This is a genomic window from Pseudomonas baetica (genome assembly GCF_019733355.1).
Classification (GTDB): Bacteria; Pseudomonadota; Gammaproteobacteria; order Pseudomonadales; family Pseudomonadaceae; genus Aquipseudomonas; species Aquipseudomonas baetica_A.
In genome coordinates this window covers 1-19133 of the sequence record NZ_JAIHLQ010000073.1, presented here as the reverse complement: position 1 = coordinate 19133, position 19133 = coordinate 1, and the positions used below count along the sequence as shown (strand labels likewise).

Annotated in this window: 13 protein-coding genes and 2 pseudogenes; 1 reads left to right on the top strand and 14 read right to left on the bottom strand. The window is 55.1% G+C overall.

Going from position 1 to position 19133, the window contains the following annotated elements; genetic code table 11:
- Positions 1–158 precede the first annotated feature (158 nt).
- The 9 genes and pseudogenes from K5E40_RS33080 to puuE form a co-directional block, all read right to left on the bottom strand.
- Complete coding sequence (locus tag K5E40_RS33080) at positions 159–3620, bottom strand: interferon alpha-inducible IFI6/IFI27 family protein (protein ID WP_221734297.1); 3462 nt, start codon at positions 3618–3620, stop codon at positions 159–161.
- Positions 3621–3886: 266 nt separating this feature from the next.
- Positions 3887–4672 (bottom strand): outer membrane protein OmpK, encoded by a 786-nt coding sequence (locus K5E40_RS33075; protein ID WP_221734296.1) that lies wholly within the window; start codon positions 4670–4672, stop codon positions 3887–3889.
- A gap of 383 nt (positions 4673–5055) precedes the next feature.
- Positions 5056–5247, bottom strand: a pseudogene (locus tag K5E40_RS33070) (hypothetical protein); the annotation flags it as partial.
- Between the two features lie 64 nt (positions 5248–5311).
- On the bottom strand, positions 5312–6670 hold the full coding sequence (locus K5E40_RS33065; protein ID WP_221734295.1) for a nucleobase:cation symporter-2 family protein: 1359 nt from the start codon (positions 6668–6670) through the stop codon (positions 5312–5314).
- 168 nt (positions 6671–6838) lie between these two features.
- Positions 6839–8143: a urate hydroxylase PuuD gene (locus tag K5E40_RS33060; protein ID WP_221734294.1), complete on the bottom strand. Its 1305-nt coding sequence runs from the start codon at positions 8141–8143 to the stop codon at positions 6839–6841.
- Between the two features lie 51 nt (positions 8144–8194).
- Positions 8195–8698, bottom strand: coding sequence for an ureidoglycolate lyase (locus tag K5E40_RS33055; protein WP_008005655.1), 504 nt, complete (start codon positions 8696–8698; stop codon positions 8195–8197).
- A gap of 106 nt (positions 8699–8804) precedes the next feature.
- Complete coding sequence (gene alc, locus K5E40_RS33050) at positions 8805–9800, bottom strand: allantoicase (RefSeq protein ID WP_221734293.1); 996 nt, start codon at positions 9798–9800, stop codon at positions 8805–8807.
- Positions 9801–9888: 88 nt separating this feature from the next.
- A complete protein-coding gene (uraD, locus tag K5E40_RS33045; protein WP_221734292.1) occupies positions 9889–10404 on the bottom strand; it encodes a 2-oxo-4-hydroxy-4-carboxy-5-ureidoimidazoline decarboxylase in 516 nt (171 codons plus the stop codon).
- A complete protein-coding gene (gene puuE / locus K5E40_RS33040; protein WP_221734291.1) occupies positions 10401–11327 on the bottom strand; it encodes an allantoinase PuuE in 927 nt (308 codons plus the stop codon). The genes uraD and puuE overlap by 4 nt, the downstream gene beginning before the upstream one ends.
- Before the next feature lie 420 nt (positions 11328–11747).
- Between puuE and uraH the strand changes: the two genes are divergently transcribed.
- Entirely contained in the window at positions 11748–12101 is a 354-nt protein-coding gene (gene uraH / locus K5E40_RS33035; protein ID WP_011333195.1) for a hydroxyisourate hydrolase, read from the top strand.
- Between the two features lie 294 nt (positions 12102–12395).
- Here uraH and K5E40_RS33030 read toward each other — a convergent pair whose 3' ends face one another.
- The 5 genes and pseudogenes from K5E40_RS33030 to K5E40_RS33015 form a co-directional block, all read right to left on the bottom strand.
- Entirely contained in the window at positions 12396–14435 is a 2040-nt protein-coding gene (locus tag K5E40_RS33030; protein WP_311775996.1) for a hypothetical protein, read from the bottom strand.
- 15 nt (positions 14436–14450) lie between these two features.
- Positions 14451–14672, bottom strand: a complete 222-nt coding sequence (locus K5E40_RS35285) for a hypothetical protein (RefSeq protein WP_260456226.1) — start codon at positions 14670–14672, stop codon at positions 14451–14453.
- Positions 14673–14698: 26 nt separating this feature from the next.
- On the bottom strand, positions 14699–16144 hold the full coding sequence (locus tag K5E40_RS33025) for a hypothetical protein (RefSeq protein ID WP_260456225.1): 1446 nt from the start codon (positions 16142–16144) through the stop codon (positions 14699–14701).
- Positions 16145–16380: 236 nt separating this feature from the next.
- Complete coding sequence (locus tag K5E40_RS33020; protein ID WP_221734290.1) at positions 16381–18270, bottom strand: hypothetical protein; 1890 nt, start codon at positions 18268–18270, stop codon at positions 16381–16383.
- Positions 18271–18402: 132 nt separating this feature from the next.
- Positions 18403–19133, bottom strand: a pseudogene (locus K5E40_RS33015) (hypothetical protein); the annotation flags it as partial.

The window sequence follows — 19133 nt, the reverse complement described above, 5'->3', positions numbered from 1 at the left end:
CCTATAGGACAGGTGCGTCCGCAGTATGGAAATTAAGGATTAATAAGTGCTTAAAACAGGCTTATTCATCGAAAAAAGTCGATATTTCTAGAGTTTCAGCGAAGTGCTCTCTTTTTTACAGCCTGACGCCCGATTTGCTGGAAAAAGAAGGTCTTACTTCAGACCTTCCCTAGGTCTGATCTGCTAATGGTGTTGGCTGTTGAAGGCCTGGTTACCCAGTGACGTCCTGGAAAACTGTAGAGCAAACGCTTGTCCGGGTGGTTGTACAGTTGGGCATGGAGAACTGGAAGTTCATGATCTCCAAGCAATGCTTGACTGTCGGGCAGGGTGGCGGGGTAAGCCGGTGGTTCGACAAAATAACGGGCATCAATACCGGAGACTGTAATTTGGTCGAAGGAAAGATCGACCGTCCGGATAATGCCTTCTTCGGTCGTCACGTACACCCTGTCGATAATGTCCGCGCTGTCTTCATAGACCGGCAGATGAACAGTGCAACTTCCGATGTACAGTTTGTTGTCATTCAGCTTTATCTCAATAGTGCCCAGCGCTGTAGCATCGATATGCCAGGTGGAAGAGTGCGGCAATCGCACGCTGGCGCTGGCAAGACCGCCCGGCGTTGAAATCTTGATGGTCATGTTGGCTGCCAGATGAAGGAAGTACGTGCCGCCTTCACCTTCCAGGCTCTCCATCGCCGTTTGCCCGGGATGAGAGGCAAATTTGGCGCAGGCCCTCTCTGAGCTCAGTTTATAGGGTTCATTTTCAGGAAGTTCAAACGGGTATTTACCTCGTCGGTAGCGCAGCGGCAACTGAATGATATGTTTCCAACGCATGAATCCAGATGTTTTATAGTCCGCAGGTTCTTCTGTGGTGGTGAGTCCGGCATTGGCCATTAGGCCGTCGTTGAAAATCAACAAGTATTGTTGGTTGGGGTGTTCACGCATGTGCTCCAGGATGAATCCCATGTTTGTCGACAGTTTGCAACTCGAAAAATTTCGAAGTGTTAGTGTTTTTTCATCGAGTGTGTAGATCAAGTCACATTGAATGTCGATCTCGCTTTTTTGACTCACAAAGGCACCATAGGATACTTCTATCTTTGTCAGTTCAGTGCTCGCGTAATCCAGATAGAGTTTGATGGCTTCATTGGGGCGTTTTACAGAATGGAAGGTGATGTTTTTATCGGTGCGTGGGAGGTAGTAACTGGTGAATCTCTGGTGCTCGATAGAGCAATCAGGGGTGTAGAGAATCGTCGGCTCTACGGGGATTCCTTGTCGGGTGATCACCGCTGTGACGTATTCGCGTTGAGAGTAAGTTATTGTTTCAGGGAGATCCGGGGTCAGGTGATAACCGTCCTTGGTAACGAATGTCAGTGTCTTGTTTTTTAACTGACGTTTATTCGCTACTTCTTCATAAACGTCGTGTATGACTACACGGGTTTTCAGCGAATCGTCCATGTCAAAATTCAACGTGACCAACAGGGAGTTATCCGCTCTCACCTCGAAACCATCTATCAGGTCCTTTCGGCAGCCCAGTTCAATAATGCTGTTCTCTTTACCGTCTTCGGTGATGGATATTTGCCCGGGAACATGGGCAATGAAATATTCATCTGCGCCGGCACCACCCCAGGCTTCTGCACCCGAGGCCAGCAGTTGGATGATGTCGTTTCCTGCCCCCGCTCTGATGATGTCGGCGCCATGCGCCTTGATGACGTTGCGCTCATCGGTTCCGGTCACGGTGCTGGACGCATGCGCTACGGTTACGACATTTTCGATGCTCTCGACAACGCCGAGCGGGGTACGTTTGTTCCCGCTTTCCGCCGTGGAGCCTGCAGTGATCGCATGGACCGTACCGGCCGGCAAGTCGACGTCATATCCGGCCTGTGGCTGCTTCTGGTGATGGTTCATTAAATCAATCCTGCCCAGGATCAACGAGTCGTCGCCTTCCCCCCCCTTCAACGTCCAGCGATCAGAAAGTTCTGGAATTGTCTGGTTGTTGATTTTTGCGCCCTGGAAGACGAAGAGGTCATCTTTCTCGCCGCCTGTCAGTTGTTTGTTTCCAGCGCCGTAGTAGAAGGCGTTCGGCTTCTTTTCTACCCCTTCAATGGAGTCATCACCGCCGCCAATGAACCACAGGATGCTTTTTTCCGCTCCTGCTGTGCCCAATTCAGCACCGGGAGTTTCGCCCGTCACCCCGTTTCGGCCGTCAATGATATCGTTACCGTCCTTTATTCTTGGCTTCATGACGGTATGCCGTTCCCACTTTCTGGTTAACCAGTGATGACGGCCTTCCAGGGTCGGTTCGAGTTCCACGTCGAAACTACCGTTAACGACGGCTTCGGTGGTGTCCTTCAATTGGACGTCGAGCAATGCTCTGGCCGTTTGCTTCAGTTGTTTTGCGTGGTCGATCTTGGCTTTGGCGCTGAGAAAACGATTCTGGACGTCTTCGTCCGGATCCATGAAGCAGAATGCAAACCAGCCTGTGCGCCAGCGTTCTTCGACAGTGAGTTCGATGTAGTCATCGATGTCATCAACTACCCGTACAGCGGCATAGACCTGTGAGCCGAAAGCCATCACTGCTCCGGCGACAAGGCCCACGGGACCTGCGGCCGAGAAACCGGCCATGGCTGCGGAGCCAAGGATGATGGTCATCGCGCCGCTGGCGACACTCAGGCCGCCGCTGACATAGAGATCCATCGCTGCCTTGCCGGTGGCATTTTCCGCTGCGATGAATGATCTGACTGCCGTGGTGATGTCGAACGGCAGGGTCAGTACTCCCCCGACCAAGCCACCTGAGCGGCTCAATCTGATCGCGGTACGCGTCTTGGCAAAATCCTTGAAGGCATTCTGGCCAGCCTTGAGCATTCGCGTGGCTTCTTGAGTAATTGTGACGTCGGTGATAACAGAGCCCACTTCGGCGAGTAGACCGGCACCGTTGATTTTAAATTCAGTAGAATCGTGGGCTTTGTACGCGTAGTACAAACCGCGAATCCCCATGAATATTCCGAATGCCTGAATGCCGACGCTAGAGCCAAGCGTGAAGTTGCTCAACGTCTTCGATATCCAATGAGGCGGATTTTTCGGTAAATTAGCGTGCCGCAGATCCAGTTTGTGTGCTGAATTCAATAGTTTTTTTAATTGACTGCGAAGTTTACCTGCGTCATCAGTAGTTTCGGTGCCTTCTCTGATCATTCGCGGAGAAGTTATCGGCCGCCGGCTGGCTATTTCGAACAGCAGATCTGGCAACAAGTAACTGTCGCGGCCGGTTGCCGATTTCATAATGCTTTCTATATCGGTCAAGCTGAACTGTAACGCGTTGATGAAGGAACGCTTCGGTACTCGAAAAAATGTGTTTTTTCCATTTAAAGGCTGGCCGTCAATTCTTGCGCCTAGCGCATCAAGGGATACTCGTGTTACGGATATGGGGCCGATTTCAATTGGGCCAAAGACACTGTCATTTATTTTCAGTTGGCTTGTTTTTTCGTTGCTTTGCGCATTTTTCCTGTTATTTATTTCGGTGCTCAGATCAAGCGTCGAATCAGTGTGTTGATTGGGGCCCAAAGGTTCGAGTTCGGTTATGACAACCGCATCATGATGTATCGGGGCGTCTTGGAAGGGGGTGGCCATTTGAATATCCTTATTCGAGTGGTCTTTATATTGAACGTCGGGCGACATGTTAATGTTGGGTTTTTACTTCTGTATATCCTTGGGTTGTTGCCATGTATTGCACAGGCGCAGAAGTTATTAAACCGGCTTTAGTAGCGATCTGGTTTTGTTTGAACGCTGTATTGTCTTGGCGGGCATCATTGCGGGCGAACTCCCACAGGTTTTGTGAACGGCACGGATCACTGTGGGAGCTTGTTCGCGAAGGCGCCCCTGAGGACGCCGCGGGATCAGAAGTGGAACTTCACCAGGAAGCTGGTCACGTTCTGATTGGTGGTGAACGCACGGGTGTCGTCAATCCCGTACTTGTCTTTCCAGTAGTCGTACTCGACGCCGACATACAACTGCTTCTCGCCGAAATTCAGCGCCTTGCCCAAGTCGTATTTGACCTGCGGGTTGAAGTGCAGGTTGGCGTGGTATTCGCCACGGTTGTTGACGTCGTTGTCGACCACCCAGTCCATGTAACCGTCGATCAGCACGTTCGAATCGCCGACCGGAATGGTGTAAGACCAGACCGGCGTGATCTGCCAGACGTTGTCACCGGGGCGCGAACCTTCGGTGTGGCGCTGGTAGAAGTTCAACTGGAAGTAGTCGAAGCCTGGGATAGCCAGGTCGAAGCCCGGGCCGATCAGGTAGGACTCGGTGTCACCCTCGCCAAACTCGTATGTCATCGCCAGCAGGACGTCTTTGATCGGGCCGAATTCGATCTTCTGGTCGAGCACTTTGCCCAGCGAGATGCGTGGGCTGAATTCGCCGTAGTAGGTGTTCGGGCCGTTATTGAAGTCCTTGTCACCGTTGTAGAAGATCTTGTCGACGAACAGGAAGTTGTCCCCATACTTCCATCCGTCGGCGTGCTCGAAGGTCACGGTCTGCTGAATGGCAGGGTTGACCTTGAAGTCCTTGCCGTAGAGGTAGGTCAGGCTGTTGTTCTGCCACTGCAGCAGACCATCGGCCATGGCCTGGCCGCCGGCCAGCATGGATCCCGCGAGCATCAGGCTGGTGCACATACGTTTCATTCGGTTGCTCCCAAAGTAGGTGTTCCACGTTTATTTTTTTAAGATCGGCGCTCTGGTGTGGCGCCTTTGTTCGTTACTGCAAAAGTCATCCAAACGGTCAGCTTTCATGCTGTTAGCAAAAGCTGAGCCAAGGCTTTCGAAAAGCAAAAAAACGCCCTCTCGTCTGCTGAAAAACAGTCGATTGAGTGTGTTTTCGGGATGCCTCGGTACTGACCGGCGCCGGGATAAGTTGGCTTTTCGGTCAGAAATTAAATCCGGGCTTTTTTTTAGACCGAATTCAAGAGGCCGCGGAGAATACTGACTCCTCGGCCAGCTCTCAAGTGCCCCGCAACAGAGCACCGACAACAGGAATGGGGCACGGTTGCGGGTCATCTTAAAAGTGCACCTTCGCCGTGCTCGTAGGTCATCGCCAGCAGGACGCCCTTGATCGGGCCGAACTCGATCTTCTGGCCGAAGTTCTTGCCGTACAAGTCGCTCAGACTGGTGGTCTGCCACAGCCGTAAGTTGCCGGCCATGGCTTGGGATGCGGCGAGCAGGCCGCCACTCAATAGCGAGTTCGATTGCGTGCGAATCATCGGGTGCTCCCTCTTGTTTTTATTGTTTGAGGCGCAGAACTGCTAGCCCTTGTGCGGGGTGCTGTTAATGCTGCTGCGCGTGGCAGTCGTTGATCGCTGCGCGCTCTTTGCCGCCGAGGATGTTGAACAACAAGTTCAGCGTCAGCGCACTGAGAGTTGCCATGGCGATACCGCTGTGGGTGATCGGGCTCATCCACATCGGCAGATGCGCGAAGAACTCCGGACGGACCACCGGGATCAGCCCCATGCCGATGCTCACCGCCACCAGCAACTGATTGCGACGGTCACCGATGTCGGCTTCTTGCAGAATCTTGATACCGGTCGCTGCGACCATGCCGAACATCGCAATCGCCGCACCGCCGAGCACGGCCGGTGGAATCGACGCCACGAGGAACGCCGCTTTGGGCAGCAGGCTGAGAACGATCAGCAAGCCTCCCGCAACGATCGTCACCGAGCGGCAGCGCACGCCCGTCATCTGCACCAGGCCGATGTTCTGCGCAAAGGAGGAGTGGGTGAAGGTGTTGAAGAACCCGGCGAAAAACGACGCCGCAGCATCACACATCAAACCGCGACGCAGCATGCGCGGGCAGACTTCCTGGTCGGTGATCTTGCCCAGCGCCAAAAACATTCCGGTGGACTCGACGAAGATGATCACCACGACCAGGCACATCGAAAGGATCGGCGCGAGTTCGAATTTCGGCATGCCGAAATGCAGCGGGGTGACGAACTGAACCCATGGCGCGTTGGCCATGCCGCTCAGGTCGACCATGCCGATGGCGCCGCATAACACGTAGCCGATGCACATGCCGATCAACACGGAAATATTCACCCAGAACCCGCGCATGAATCGGTGGATCAGCAAAATGGTGCCCAACACCAATGCGGCGATGGCCAGATAAATCGGTGAACCGAATTGCGCAGCAGCGGCACCGCCACCGGCCCAATTCACGGCCACGGGGAACAGCGACAAACCGATCGAGGTGATGACTGTACCGGTCACCAGCGGCGGGAAGAAGCGTACGACCTTGGACATGAACGGCGCGATGATCATGCCGAAGAATCCAGCGGCGATGGTTGCACCGAAGATCCCTTGCAGACCGATACCGGGCATGCCTGCCATGGCGACCATGCTGCCGACAGCGGCAAAACTGGCGCCCATCATCACGGGCATGCGGATGCCCATCGGACCGATGCCGAGCGACTGCACGATGGTGGCGATGCCGGCGACCAGCAGGTCGGCGTTGATCAGGAAGGCGATTTCTTCACGACTCAGGCCAGCGGCCTGTCCGATGATCAGCGGCACCGCGATGGCGCCACCGTACATCAGCAGAACGTGTTGCAAACCGACCAGGATCAGTTGCAAAAGGGGCAAACGCTGAATGGCGGGTGCGTCGGGGATGCGCGCTTTGGACAGCTCGGACATGCAACACCTCGGATCTTTTTTATTCTTGTGATTGAACAGCTGTCGGGTTGCTCACAGCTGTTTCTTTGCATCAGGTAAACCGCATTAAGGCGATTCGCGAGCAGGCTCGCTCCCACAGGAAATGCGCGATCTCTGTGGGAGCGAGCCTGCTCGCGAAGCTTTTGTGGCTTAGTTGGTCTGGGCTCCCTGCACAATCCACGCACCGATCAGGTCACGTTCCTGCTGGGTCATCTGCGTGATGTTGCCCAGTGGCATGATCTGCGTGGTGATGGCTTGCGCCTGGATCCGCGCCGCGTTCTGACGGATCTGCTCGGGGGTGTCGAACATCACGCCAGCCGGGGCTGCGCTGAACAGCGGGCTGGTCGGTTTGGCCGAGTGGCAGACGGCGCAACGTTCCTGGATCACCGAGTGCACTTTGTCGAACGCAGGACCGGCGTTGGACGCTTGTGCCTGCGCTACGGCAGGTGCCGCCGGTTGTGCGGCTTCAGCCGGTTTCGCGCCACCACCCAGTGCCGTTTCCGGCAACGGTTGGTACTCGATTTTGGCTGGCGCCTTCGCCACTTCAGGCGAGGTCGGCATCGGCGCAGGGCCGGTGACGTACGCCAGCGTGATCATGCCCACCGCTGCAACCGGCAGTGTCCAGGCAAACTTGTGGCTGTCGTGACGGGTGTTGAAGTAGTGACGCACCAACACGGCCAACACGGCGATCCCGGCCAGGATCAGCCAGTTGTACTGGCTGCCGTAAGTGCTCGGGAAATGGTTGCTGATCATGATGAACAGCACCGGCAGGGTGAAGTAGTTGTTGTGACGCGAGCGAAGCAAGCCTTTGGCGGGCAGCGCCGGGTCCGGTGTGCGGTTCTCGGCAATCGCGGCAACCAGTGCGCGCTGCGCCGGCATGATGATGCGGAACACGTTACCGACCATGATGGTGCCGATGATCGCGCCGACGTGCAGGTATGCACCACGACCGCTGAATACTTTGCTGAAGCCATACGCCGCGCCGATGATCAGCACAAACAGAATGAAACCGAGCAGAGCAGGGCGTTTGCCCAGGGCCGAGTCGCACAGGAAGGAGTAGATGAACCAGCCCAGGAACAGCGAGCCGATACCAATGGCCACGCCTTCAGGACCGCTCAGTGTGCTGCCCGGAGCCAGCAGATAAAGCGTCGGGTTGGAGTAGAACACCACGCACAGCAGCGCGATACCCGACATCCAGGTGAAGTAGGCTTCCCATTTGAACCAGTGCAGGTTCTCCGGCATTGCCGGTGGGGCCAGTTTGTATTTTTCCAGGTGATAGATACCGCCGCCGTGGATCGCCCACAGATCACCGGCCAGACCGGTTTTCGGGTTGACGCGGTTGAGGTTGTTCTCCAGCCAGACGAAATAGAACGACGCGCCGATCCAGGCCACGCCAGTAATCATGTGAACCCAGCGCACGCTCAGGTTCAGCCATTCCAACAGATGTGCTTCCACAGTCTTTACCTCTCGCCTGTCACTCTTGTTGTCGAGTGATCAGACCTTCTCTTATTGGTGGGGGGCAAGGATCAAACGCTCATCCTCTTTGAAAAAATGCTCATCGCAGTTATTGCCTGTGCCACTGCGATCAACCACCAGGAAGTCATCCCGCTTTTCGATCGTCAGCACCGGGTGGTGCCAGACGCCGCGATGGTAATTAATGCCCTGCCTGCCGTTGGTGACGAAGGCGCGGACCAAGCCTGATACAGGTTCATCGCCAAGTGGCGCGACCACGATCAGAAAGGGGTTGCCGAGCAGCGGAATGAAAGCCTGGCTGCCCAGCGGATGGCGTTCCAGCATGCAAACGGTCAGCGGCATGTCCTGCGCATCGGCGCGGAAGATGCTGATGATCGCGTTGTCCTCCGGCGTGGCGGTTTCGACCGTCGCCAGTTTGTGGAAGCGCATGGTCGAACCGTTGTTGATCATGAAGTGATCGCTGCCGTCGGTTTCGATCACGTCACCGAAAGGGGCGAAGGCTTCTTTGGTCAGCGGTTCAATCGTCAGTGTGCGCATGCTGTTCTTCTTATCCGAATTCTGTGTTGTTGGTTCTGACGCATTCGCGAGCAGGGGATTGCATTTCAAATGTGGGAGCGAGCCTGCTCGCGAATGGCTTCACTGCTTACTTAGCGACCTTGCCCAGTACGCGCAGGCGACTCACACCACCATCAGGGAACACGTTCAGACGAATGTGGGTGATCGGGCCCAGTGCCTTGATCTGCTCGGCGAAGGTGTGTTCGGCGTGCATTTCCAGCTTCTGGCTTGGCAGCAATTCGCGCCAGAACAGCGATTGGGTTTCGATCTGGCTGTCGGTGCCGCCTTTCACGAATGCGCCCTGGATCGAGCAAGTGTCCGGGTAATTGCCTTTGAAGTGCAGGGTGTCGACGATGATTTTTTCGATCTCGCCCGGATGGCCCAGTGCGACGATGACCCAGTCATTGCCCGGGGTACGACGACGTGCGGTTTCCCAGCCATCGCCCATGTTGATGCCACGGCCCGGGTTGAGGATGTTGCTCATGCGGCCGAAGTGTTCATCGGAGCAGGCGAGGGCGCGGCCACCGTTCAGGGCAGCGGCGAGGTCAACCTGTTCGTTGTCGCCAACTGTCGACCAGTCGCGGAACGGAATGCCGTACACGCGCAGACGGGCAACACCGCCATCCGGGTAGATGTTGAAGCGCAGGTGGCTGAAGGCTTCGTCGTTGCTGATTTCGTGGTAGTGGTGGCTGTTGCCCTGCAACTCGACGGCCGACAGCACTTCAGTCCATTGAGTGTTTTCGTCAGGCTCGCCAGAGGCCAGGAAGCACGCTTCCAGGGAGGCCGATGGCGGGAAGTTGCCGGTGAAGAATGAAGTGTCGATGTCCACGCCTTTGATCGAACCCGGCACACCCAGGCGAATCACTGCGCTGTCGAAGCCTTCGAAGCGCTTGCGGCGCGATTCCCAGCCGTCCATCCACTTGCCGTTGTCATCGAACACGCCCTCCTTCCACACGGCCGGGGTCGGTTGGAACAGACGATTGGCGTCTGCGAACCAGTCATCGGTGACCGAGATGATTTTGGTGCCCAGACGGGCATCGGCCAGGTTGACGAACTTCTCGAAAGGTACGGCGTAAGCTTTCATTCTTCTTGTCTGCCTTTAATAAGTTGGCTTGGGATGCTTGCAAGACCCTGGGTACTCTCCGCGTCTGATGTACTCGGGTCAGGCTTCGCTAGAGGGTCAGTAAACGGAACAGGGCAATCTTGTTGATCTCCGCCAGCGCGCATTTGAATTCGGTATCGACCGAGTTGTGAATGCGCGTTTCGAACGCCGCGAGGATCTGATGCCGGTTGCTGCCTTTTACCGCCATGATGAAGGGAAACTTGAACTTGGCTTTGTAGGCGTCGTTCAGCTCGGTGAAGCGAGAAAACTCTTCGGCCGTGCATTGGTGAATACCGGCGCCAGCCTGTTCATTGGTGCTGGCTTCGGTCAGTTGGCCCTGGACGGCGGCTTTGCCGGCCAAGTCCGGGTGAGCGTTGATCAGCGCAAGTTGACTGGCGTGATCGGCGCTCAACAGGATGTCGCTCATGCGCTGGTGCAGGGCTTCGATCTCGTCGATCGAAGCGTCTGCGCCCAGGTCGTAGGCCTTCTCGGCCACCCATGGCGAATGCTCGTAAATGTCGGCGAAGGCTTTGACGAAGGCGTCGCGGCTCAGGGTCGACGGTTGCAGAGTTTGAAAGCGGCTCATTTGGCGGCCCCTTGGTACGGCTGGGTTTCGTGCCAGTGGCGCGCGATGTCGACGCGACGACTGAACCACACCTGTTCATGACTTTTGGCGTATTCGATAAAGCGCTTGAGCGAAGCGATGCGACCCGGACGGCCGATGAGGCGGCAGTGCAGACCGATCGAGAGCATCTTCGGCGCTTCGGCACCTTCGGCGTAGAGCACGTCGAACGCGTCTTTGAGGTATTCGAAGAAATCGTCACCCTTGTTGAAACCCTGCACCTGAGTGAAGCGCATGTCATTGGTGTCGAGGGTGTACGGGATCACCAGGTGCGGCTTGCCGGTCGGGTTGTTCGGTTCCCAGTAGGGCAGGTCGTCGTCGTAGGTGTCGCAGTCGTAGAGGAAACCACCTTCTTCCATGACCAGGCGACGAGTATTCGGGCCGGTGCGACCGGTGTACCAGCCCAACGGGCGCTCGCCGGTGAGTTCGGTGAGGATGCGGATGGCTTCGAGCATGTGCTCGCGTTCCTGCGCTTCGTCCATGTACTGGTAGTCGATCCAGCGGTAGCCGTGGCTGCAGATCTCGTGACCGGCGTCGACCATCGCACGGATCACATCCGGGTGGCGCTGGGCGGCCATGGCCACGGCGAAGATGGTCAGCGGAATGTCGAATGCCTTGAACAGTTTCAGGATCCGCCAGACGCCCGCACGGCTGCCATACTCGTAAAGCGATTCCATGCTCATGTTGCGCGCGCCTTGTAGCGGCTGAGCGGCAACCATTTCGGACAGGAAGGCTTCGGATTCTTTGTCGCCGTGCAGAATATTGCGCTCGCCGCCTTCTTCGTAGTTGAGCACGAAGGACAGGGCGATGCGGGCATTGCCCGGCCAGTGTGGATGAGGAGGGTTACTGCCGTAACCGATCAGGTCGCGTGGGTAGTCAGCGCTCACTGCAGTCTTCCTTCTTATTCGTTGACAGAGTTGTGTGGCGGCCTGGCAGGCTGGCGTCACAGCGATGGGCTGATTGTATACAACTTTATTCTCAATTTGTAAGCCTGATTTTTTGCATTTTTCGACGACTGTCATCTTTTACTGCTAATGGCGTGAGCCTGCAAGAAACCTGCCTGACCAGTCAGCTAATGGATAGGAGGTGCAATGACCAGGCGCTTCGCTGGCGGATCGAGGGTAAAGTCCCGGATGGCGGGGGTGAAGTAAAAAATGTCGTTTTTATTGTGTACAATTTTTTTGAAAAGTGTCTTAATCAGTCGCTCGCCGCAACTTTTCGTGCTCCGAATTGGTGCGGTCTCCTTTTCAACTGACTTCGGGAGGCGCGAAGTCTGACTGCTCTTTGCGGCCAGGCGCGCAGAATCAATGGGACGTTTGACAACACACGTTTTGGACGCTGCACACGGTTGCCCGGGCAGCTCGATCAAGGTCGAGCTCTACCGCGTTGAAGGTTCGCACCTGGAATTGGTCGCCAGTGCACTCACCAACAGCGATGGCCGGGTCGATGCGCCGCTGCTGCAAGGCGATGACTATCGTACCGGGGTTTATCAGGTTCAGTTCCATGCGGGCGACTACTACCGCGCCCGTGGCGTCCAGTTGCCTGAGCCGGCATTTCTGGACGTGGTCGTGCTGCGCTTCGGCATCTCTGCCGAACAGGATCACTACCATGTGCCATTGTTGATTTCGCCTTACAGCTATTCCACCTATCGGGGCAGCTGACCCCCAAGCAGCTGCCCCTACCGGGAAGCGACTGCGCATATAGCTTCTTTGGTCTTTCGCCCGCTCACACTGCGGGCTTTTTTTCGTCAGATTAGTGCAATCGTCCCGCCCACCTGACAGCACCCGCTGAGATATTCTGAATGTTCTCCCAGCCACGCCCCGGAAGAACATCACTATCAATGATCAGGTAATGAAAGCTTGAATAGATCTGGAATCTGGTGTGTGCATTGATTCAATATTTTCAGGTCGGAGTAACTTGTTTTTCGAGATTTATTACTGTCTTAATCGTTCTGATCATCGCTCTCTTATGATGAACAGCGTCGTCTGCCCCAGAGCGTCCGTTTGAACACCTCCGAGCAGATAGATAACGTTGCTTGCGTCTTTATAGTTGGCCTGAGTGTGCTGTTGCTGACCGATCCGGGTCTGCAACATGGAAGAGGTCAGTGTGAACCCCGGGGCGATCGAACGCTGTAGCCTCCCCACGATAATGTTGGGTAGGTTCAATACGAATACCGCGTCGATTGTTTCCCGGTGAAACAGCAAAACATCCTCGCTGTGCGGCTGAAATGTGGAATTCATGACATAACCGTCATCCTCCAGCACATGACTGAACAGCGTTCGCAAGCTGGATATTGCAGGCGCCTTTGCATACTCGTTCCAGTGGTGAGGGAATCGTCCTGGATCAAGATCAAGGCGCTGCAAGCCTTCTCCCAATACCGAAGGAATTGCCAATGATGTACCGTGGCCCCTGCCTTGTTCGCTGAAGAGGTCGCGCAACATCAACAAGGGGTCAGCGAGTTCTCGTCGTGGGGGTTGCAGGACGTGCCTGTCCGTCCAGTAGCGAAATGTCTGGTTCAAGACAGCCAACCCATGAGCGGTGATGATTTCGGATCGATTTGCCTGATTGAATATGGCTCGGGCAAGAAAACTTACTGATTGATCCGACAAATATCTGAACGTCCGGGAAATATATTGAGTGATGGGCATTTCAAAAGGGAAACGCCGGTCCAGTACTATCCACCGGTCATTTCTTTTGACCGCCCACTTTGGTTGCAAAGACGGATTGTCGCGGAGCATGTATTCGAAGGCGTCATACAGCGCGGGTGAAAACAAAGGATGTTGCAAATAAGCGAGCCGGGAATCGGAATTGAGCGTCTGCTGGACAATGCGATAGTAAAGCTCGTCTATCTCAATGTGTTGGCCCAGTGGCGGTTGTATTTTTCTTCCCCAGTTTCGCCACAGCCCAAAAGACAGATTAAGCGCTTGCGGGTTGGCTGATAGCAGTCTCTCGGTCAACGTTTGTGTCGGGTGAGGGTCGTCATCCAGATGCGGTGGCTTACTTGGGCCCGGCATCGGCTCTTCAATGTCGGTTGGGGGGCGACGCCTGTCTTGCTGCGAATGCTCCGGTATGGCATCGGTTTTCGGGGGTTTGCGACGCCAGATTTTCGTCGCGGGGATCCGTTCAAAATAGATATCCGGAGAGTAGGTTGTCGTCGCGAATGCTTGCTGATACTCATCGGCGGCGTTTTTACGCACCATGACCGTTCCGTCTACCGTGTCAACGTAGGCTTTGCGATGTTTATCATGTCGGATTCCGTCCGGCGTGTTCTCTGCGGGAGAGAGTTGGGCCGCGTCCCAAGCGTTAAGGAATGCCGGTGCTTCAGGGGGCGGGGGATCATCAACGGTGGTTCGTGGTCTGTCCGTCTCGACATCTGTAGTCAGCCAGTCCGGACGTTCGAAGGTCCAGGTCGGCTGGCGCTCGGACTTGCTCAGGAAAGGGCCAGGCAGCACCGGCGTGAAGTCGAAAGGCACCTGATAACGGCCATCGCCCTGGCGCTGGACAAGGATATACCCCTTATTTTCGACGTGAGCATAGAGTTTGCCATCCGGACTGGTGAAAAGACCGCTGTCAGACCCGAGAGGATTCAACATGTGCAACCGATCGGCAGGCCACGTCATCGAGCGTAGAGCGGCATTAACGGTTTTCGGGTGGGTATCAGGCATCTCACTGACCCTTACAGACGGCGGCGAAGTGCTGCCGGTAAAACCCTGAGAGGAATTTGTGGGTGTTTGATTGTTGCCCGCAAATCTCAAAGAAGTGCTATCGAAGTTCAGCCGATTACTGTCCAGAGCACCCGGCGAAGGACTTCTGGGCATTGGGGATGTATCGGGCGCAGCAATACCGTGTACAGGCTTCGGTGGTTTGGCCATTAATAGATTCTCTTTATTTAAATTTAAGGTTTTGTACTGTGCGATACCGTGCTGAAGACTAGAGCCAAAAACAGCCAGTAAAACACCATCAGAACATTCGGCTGATAGCAGTAAAGCGTTCACACTCAATAACGAACGTTATCCTTCCCTCACCACGAAGAGCGTCGGCGTGTAAGGGGATGACTCTTGTACACCGCCGATTAAATAGACGATTTCGTTTTGTGCCAGATAGCTGTCCAGTTTCTCTTTTTCCCCCGAGCTTAGTTTGTTTCGAAACTCTGGATTGGTGAGTTCTGAACCAGTCGTCGTGCTACGAGGAACGGTATCGCCGGTGAAACCTGGAAGTTTTAATACGAACACGGCCGCAACACCTTGCCGGTGAAATATCAAAGCGTCTTCGCTGTGCTGCCGCGTGGAAGGGTTGATGCTATAGCCACTCTGTTGCAGGACGAAACTGAACAGGTTGTGCAAACGGCACTGGTCGGTGCGGCCGTGTAGATGCCCCATTCCTGGGGAAAGCGCTGCGGGTCAAAGTCCAGGCGCTGCAAAAGATCGGAGCCGCGGTTCGGCAGAGTAAGCAGCCCGCCAGGCACGAGAGGGGAGGGCTGTGTTTGCAGCTTTGGCAACATGACCAACGGATCGGAAAGGCTGTGCAAGACTTTCTCGTTATTGACCCGGTCTGTCCAGTGACGAAGTGTCAGGGCCATCACCGAGAGTCCATGAGCGTTGATCCCTTCAGGTCGGCTGGCTCGCGTAAAGACGGCTCGGGCGACAGCACTCGTCGAATGTTCCGACAGGTAGTTGAAAGCGGTGGAGACGTATTGGGTCAAGGGCAATGTAAACGGCGGATGGTTATCCAGAACCCTCCATTGGCCATCCCGTTTCAGCGCCCACTTTGGTTGGCGCAAAGGTTCATTGCGCAACATGTTTTCGAATGCGTCGAAGTGATCAGGGGCGAATGCTGGATGTTGCAAATAGACCAGACCGGTCTCGGGGCGTAAACCTTGGCTTACGATCAGGTAGTGCAGTCCGTCTATTTCGACGGACTCGCCTGCTTCCGGTCTTGTGGATTTCCCCCAGTTTTTCCATTGGCCCAAGGACAAGTCCAGTGCGCTCGATTGTTGATGGAAAAGATTCTGCACCAGTGCACCGGCATCGGTCGCGACATTGGTTTCATCCGACACTCGGGGGCGTTTACTTGGGCCAGCCGTCACTTCAGGCTCGTTGGCAGGGGCTTGATCAATCTCGGGCTGAGGACGTTTCGAGGGGGCGTTGACAGGTTCAATTTGGCGCCAGAGGGTTGTATCGGGAATTTGTTCAACCCTTTCACCGGAAGGGCTCGACTCCCCTGCGTGGGTCTGACGGTAACCGTCCCGGTCTTTGCGCACCATGACAATTCCGCCTTCCATTTCGACATACGCCTTTTTGAACTTGTCGTAGCGGATGCCTTCCGATGTGGCTGGATTTCTTTTCAGGTGGGCGGCTGATTTGGCATCGATGAACACCGGATGCTTTGGCCTGTCGCCAAGCGATGTATCGACAACCGGAACCTGATGGGCTGTTGGAGTGTCCTGGATTCGTGCCGCGGTAGCAGAATGCTGTGTGGGCTGGTGATCTGGCAGGCGAGTGATGATGACGCTGTCGCGCGATATGGATGTTCCTGGCAAGGCAATGGATGAGTGGGCCCCCGATATCGGATCCCCACCTGCAGCGCCAGGGGCAGGTAAGGCGAGGTCGCTGTGGGTATCTGCAAGCGGCGACGGGCTTCTTGGTGTTGTCGTAGACGTCTGCGGTGAAGGCGAGCCTGGCTTTTTTTTGGATGGCTTTAACATTGCGTTGCTCCGATGAATTATGGATTCACTTATCCGAAGGACGCGCCGGGCAAATAGAAGCGCAACTGCGAGGTTGCCTGCGGCGAGTCTTCAAGGGAGCGATGTTCGGTAAAACGGCGTCGGCGCGTGCGGTATATATGTCTTGATCCGAAGACAATGATGCAAGGCATTACCGGCTTGTAGATGGCAGATATGACGCCCCCTCGCCGGTTGGCCGGCGAGGGAAGAAACGACAATCAGCGCTCTCTAATAATGACCACCGCTACCGGATTCGACGCAACCTTCGCCACACCGCCTACCAGCCAGACCACTTTGTTTTGGGCCTCGGCGCTCTGAAGAGCGAGCAAGGCGGCGCTGCCGATTCTTTGTGGCAAATTCGGATCAGAGAGTTCGTTGCCAGGGGGATGCGATAGACCGGGATCTCCGACCGTTCCCAGTTTGAGATAAAAGACCTCTTGATGATTTGTGCGTCTGAATACCAACGTAGGACTGCGGTGTTCATATGTCAGGGGAAAGATGTCGTAGCCGCTGCGAACCAGCAATGCGCCGACAAGGCGTCTGAGATTGAGGTCGCTTGGATAGGTCAGGTAGTGATGCCATTCGACCGGAAAGTGTGTTGGATCGAAGGTGAGCCGTTGTAAATCTCCATCACCCTGGGGGTGCAGCGGAAGGATTCTTTTGTTTCCGATATCAACGGATGTCACCACGGGCAGCATGTTCATCGGGTCTGCGTAAGCTGGTGCGGCGGGAAACGGTTTTTGGTTCCACTGGTGCAAGACTGCCTGAATGTTAATCAGCCCGGTGCCTGTGATGGTGGGCGAGTTATCGGACAGTTCAAACAGTTTCCTGGCGACGGCCCGCGAAGTGAAATCAGAGAAATCCGGAAATGTATCGGCTACGGATTGCGACAAGGGCTTTTCAAAAAAACGTTTACCGGGACGGATTTCCCCCGGCTCGGTACCGATACGAAACGTTGCCACAGGTTGGCGTTCGGGATTTGTTTGCAGCATGTGCTCAAAGGCATCGAAGTGTGCCGGTGCAAATTCGGGGTGCTGTAGAAAGTACACTTTGGGCAGGCTGTTGGGCGCAGAGCCGATGGGCACGATTGGATAATGGAGCCAGCCGAGCTGGATGGAATCTACTGATGACGGTGGGTACAGATTGCCCCATGGTAGCCAGAAGTAGGGTGTCTGGACCGATGAGGCACTGTTGTCGTTCGTCGGCGATATGGAGTCCTCGGGCTCATTGAGTCGCGCTCGCTTGCTCGGTCCGGGTGTGGGTTCGTCACGCTCGGCGACGGGGCGAGGATTGTCCGGTGCACCGCTTTCGTCTGTCGTCGTGCTCTGTGCTTTTCGGCGCCAGAGTTTTGTCCCGGGAATCTGTTCAAAAAAAATGGCGGGTGAGTCACTTGTCGCGGCAAAGGCTTGCTGATAGTCGCCATCGGCGTTTTGACGCACCATGACGGTTCCCTCTGCCGTATCGACATAGGTCTGCTTGAGCTTGTTGTAACGGATTCCTTGCGCTGAGAGTTCAGCCTTGCTCAGCTTTGCTGCGTTATCGGGTGAAAGGTAGGACGGCGTTTGCAGTTTTACGGCTTCAGCGCTCGAAGTCTGAGTAAGCTGCCAGCCCGGTTGTTCGATGCGCCAACTGGCCTGGCCTTGAGTTTTCGTCAGAATCGGGCCAGGAACGCCGGGAGCAAAGGAAAGTGGAACGTAATATTTTCCTTGCCGATTCTGTTCTACAACGAACTGGCCCTCTGTTCCGATTTGGGCGTAGGTTCGCAGATCCGGTCCAGTGAACAATCCCGTGTTGTCTGCGAGCGGAATCAACTCGTTGAATCGGCTTTGAGGCCAGGCAATCTCGCTGCGAGCGGTGCCATAGGTGTCGAGCCCTGCGTCGGGCATCTTGCTGACCGTGACGCTGGGCGCACGAGTGGTGGAGCCTTGAGAGATATTTGATGAGTGCTGTGCGGACGTTGAGCCGATGCCAGGCAGGTATACGTCGGGAAGGTGTGATGTACCGCGGTTACCTGAAAGATAGTCAACAGATCGTGTCGTTGTACTCGTTGTACTCGTAGTGCCGGACCCAGTGGTAGTAACAGACACTTTTTTTGTTGGCTTGATCATTTAGGTTTATTCCATCCATTGGATTTTTTGACAGCAGGAGAAACTGCCTTTTCGTGGGGGCAGGCCGCACTCCATCACCACTCGTGAATACCTGGGTGCTTTAACTTCCGAGTGCGCAAGAAGTTGTCGGGTTTAAATCGTATTGTGTGTTGGTGGGGCAGGCTGATTTATGGCGAAAGCGGGCATTGATAGACCCGATATCTGGTGGGTGCAGCGGTTCAAGACCTGTAGTTTCGTGTAATCAATAATTTCGGTGTCCAGCAGCCAACTACGTTTGGCAAAGCTATACCTGAGTATTCCGGCTCGATTGTCAATAACACTGATATGCCTGACCCTGACGTCCTTGTCGGCAATGGCGATGAATTCTTCGGGCAACTCTGCGGCTCTGTAGTCAGGGGCTTCGAAAAACCTGGCATCAAGGCCATCGAAATAAATTGTGTCGAAGGAGAGGTCGACAGTTTTGACAATGCCTTTTGCGGTGATGACACGCACTTGATCGACAAGGTCTTCACTGTCGTAGTTTGGTAGATGAACCGTACACGTTCCAATCTGCAGTTGATTTTTTTCCAGTTTTATTTCGACATTGCCCAGTGCGCTGGCGTCGAACTCCCAAGTGGACGAAAAATGTAATCTGTTGCTGGCCTTCGCCAGTGCGGCTGGCGTTGCGATTCTGATGATTATGTCGGCGGCGAGATGGATCAGATACGTCGAGCCGTCACCTAGGGAAACTCTGAAAAAGGTTTCAAAATCTGGTGAAATATCTCCCATCACATGAGCTGAACGGTTGATCCCCCCATGAAGCAGATTTCTTTCGCCGATGCCGAGTACGCAGGTAAACGTAAGCGAACCCGCCGTGAGATTTT

Bases quoted from the DNA above. Each gene is read 5' to 3' on its own strand.
- K5E40_RS33025 (WP_260456225.1), bottom strand. From the start codon at position 16,144: ATGTTAAAGCCATCCAAAAAAAAGCCAGGCTCGCCTTCACCGCAGACG.
- K5E40_RS33020 (WP_221734290.1), bottom strand. From the start codon at position 18,270: ATGATCAAGCCAACAAAAAAAGTGTCTGTTACTACCACTGGGTCCGGC.
- K5E40_RS33055 (WP_008005655.1), bottom strand. From the start codon at position 8,698: ATGCGCACACTGACGATTGAACCGCTGACCAAAGAAGCCTTCGCCCCT.
- K5E40_RS33075 (WP_221734296.1), bottom strand. From the start codon at position 4,672: ATGAAACGTATGTGCACCAGCCTGATGCTCGCGGGATCCATGCTGGCC.
- uraH (WP_011333195.1), top strand. From the start codon at position 11,748: ATGGGACGTTTGACAACACACGTTTTGGACGCTGCACACGGTTGCCCG.
- K5E40_RS33080 (WP_221734297.1), bottom strand. From the start codon at position 3,620: ATGGCCACCCCCTTCCAAGACGCCCCGATACATCATGATGCGGTTGTC.
- K5E40_RS33065 (WP_221734295.1), bottom strand. From the start codon at position 6,670: ATGTCCGAGCTGTCCAAAGCGCGCATCCCCGACGCACCCGCCATTCAG.
- uraD (WP_221734292.1), bottom strand. From the start codon at position 10,404: ATGAGCCGCTTTCAAACTCTGCAACCGTCGACCCTGAGCCGCGACGCC.
- alc (WP_221734293.1), bottom strand. From the start codon at position 9,800: ATGAAAGCTTACGCCGTACCTTTCGAGAAGTTCGTCAACCTGGCCGAT.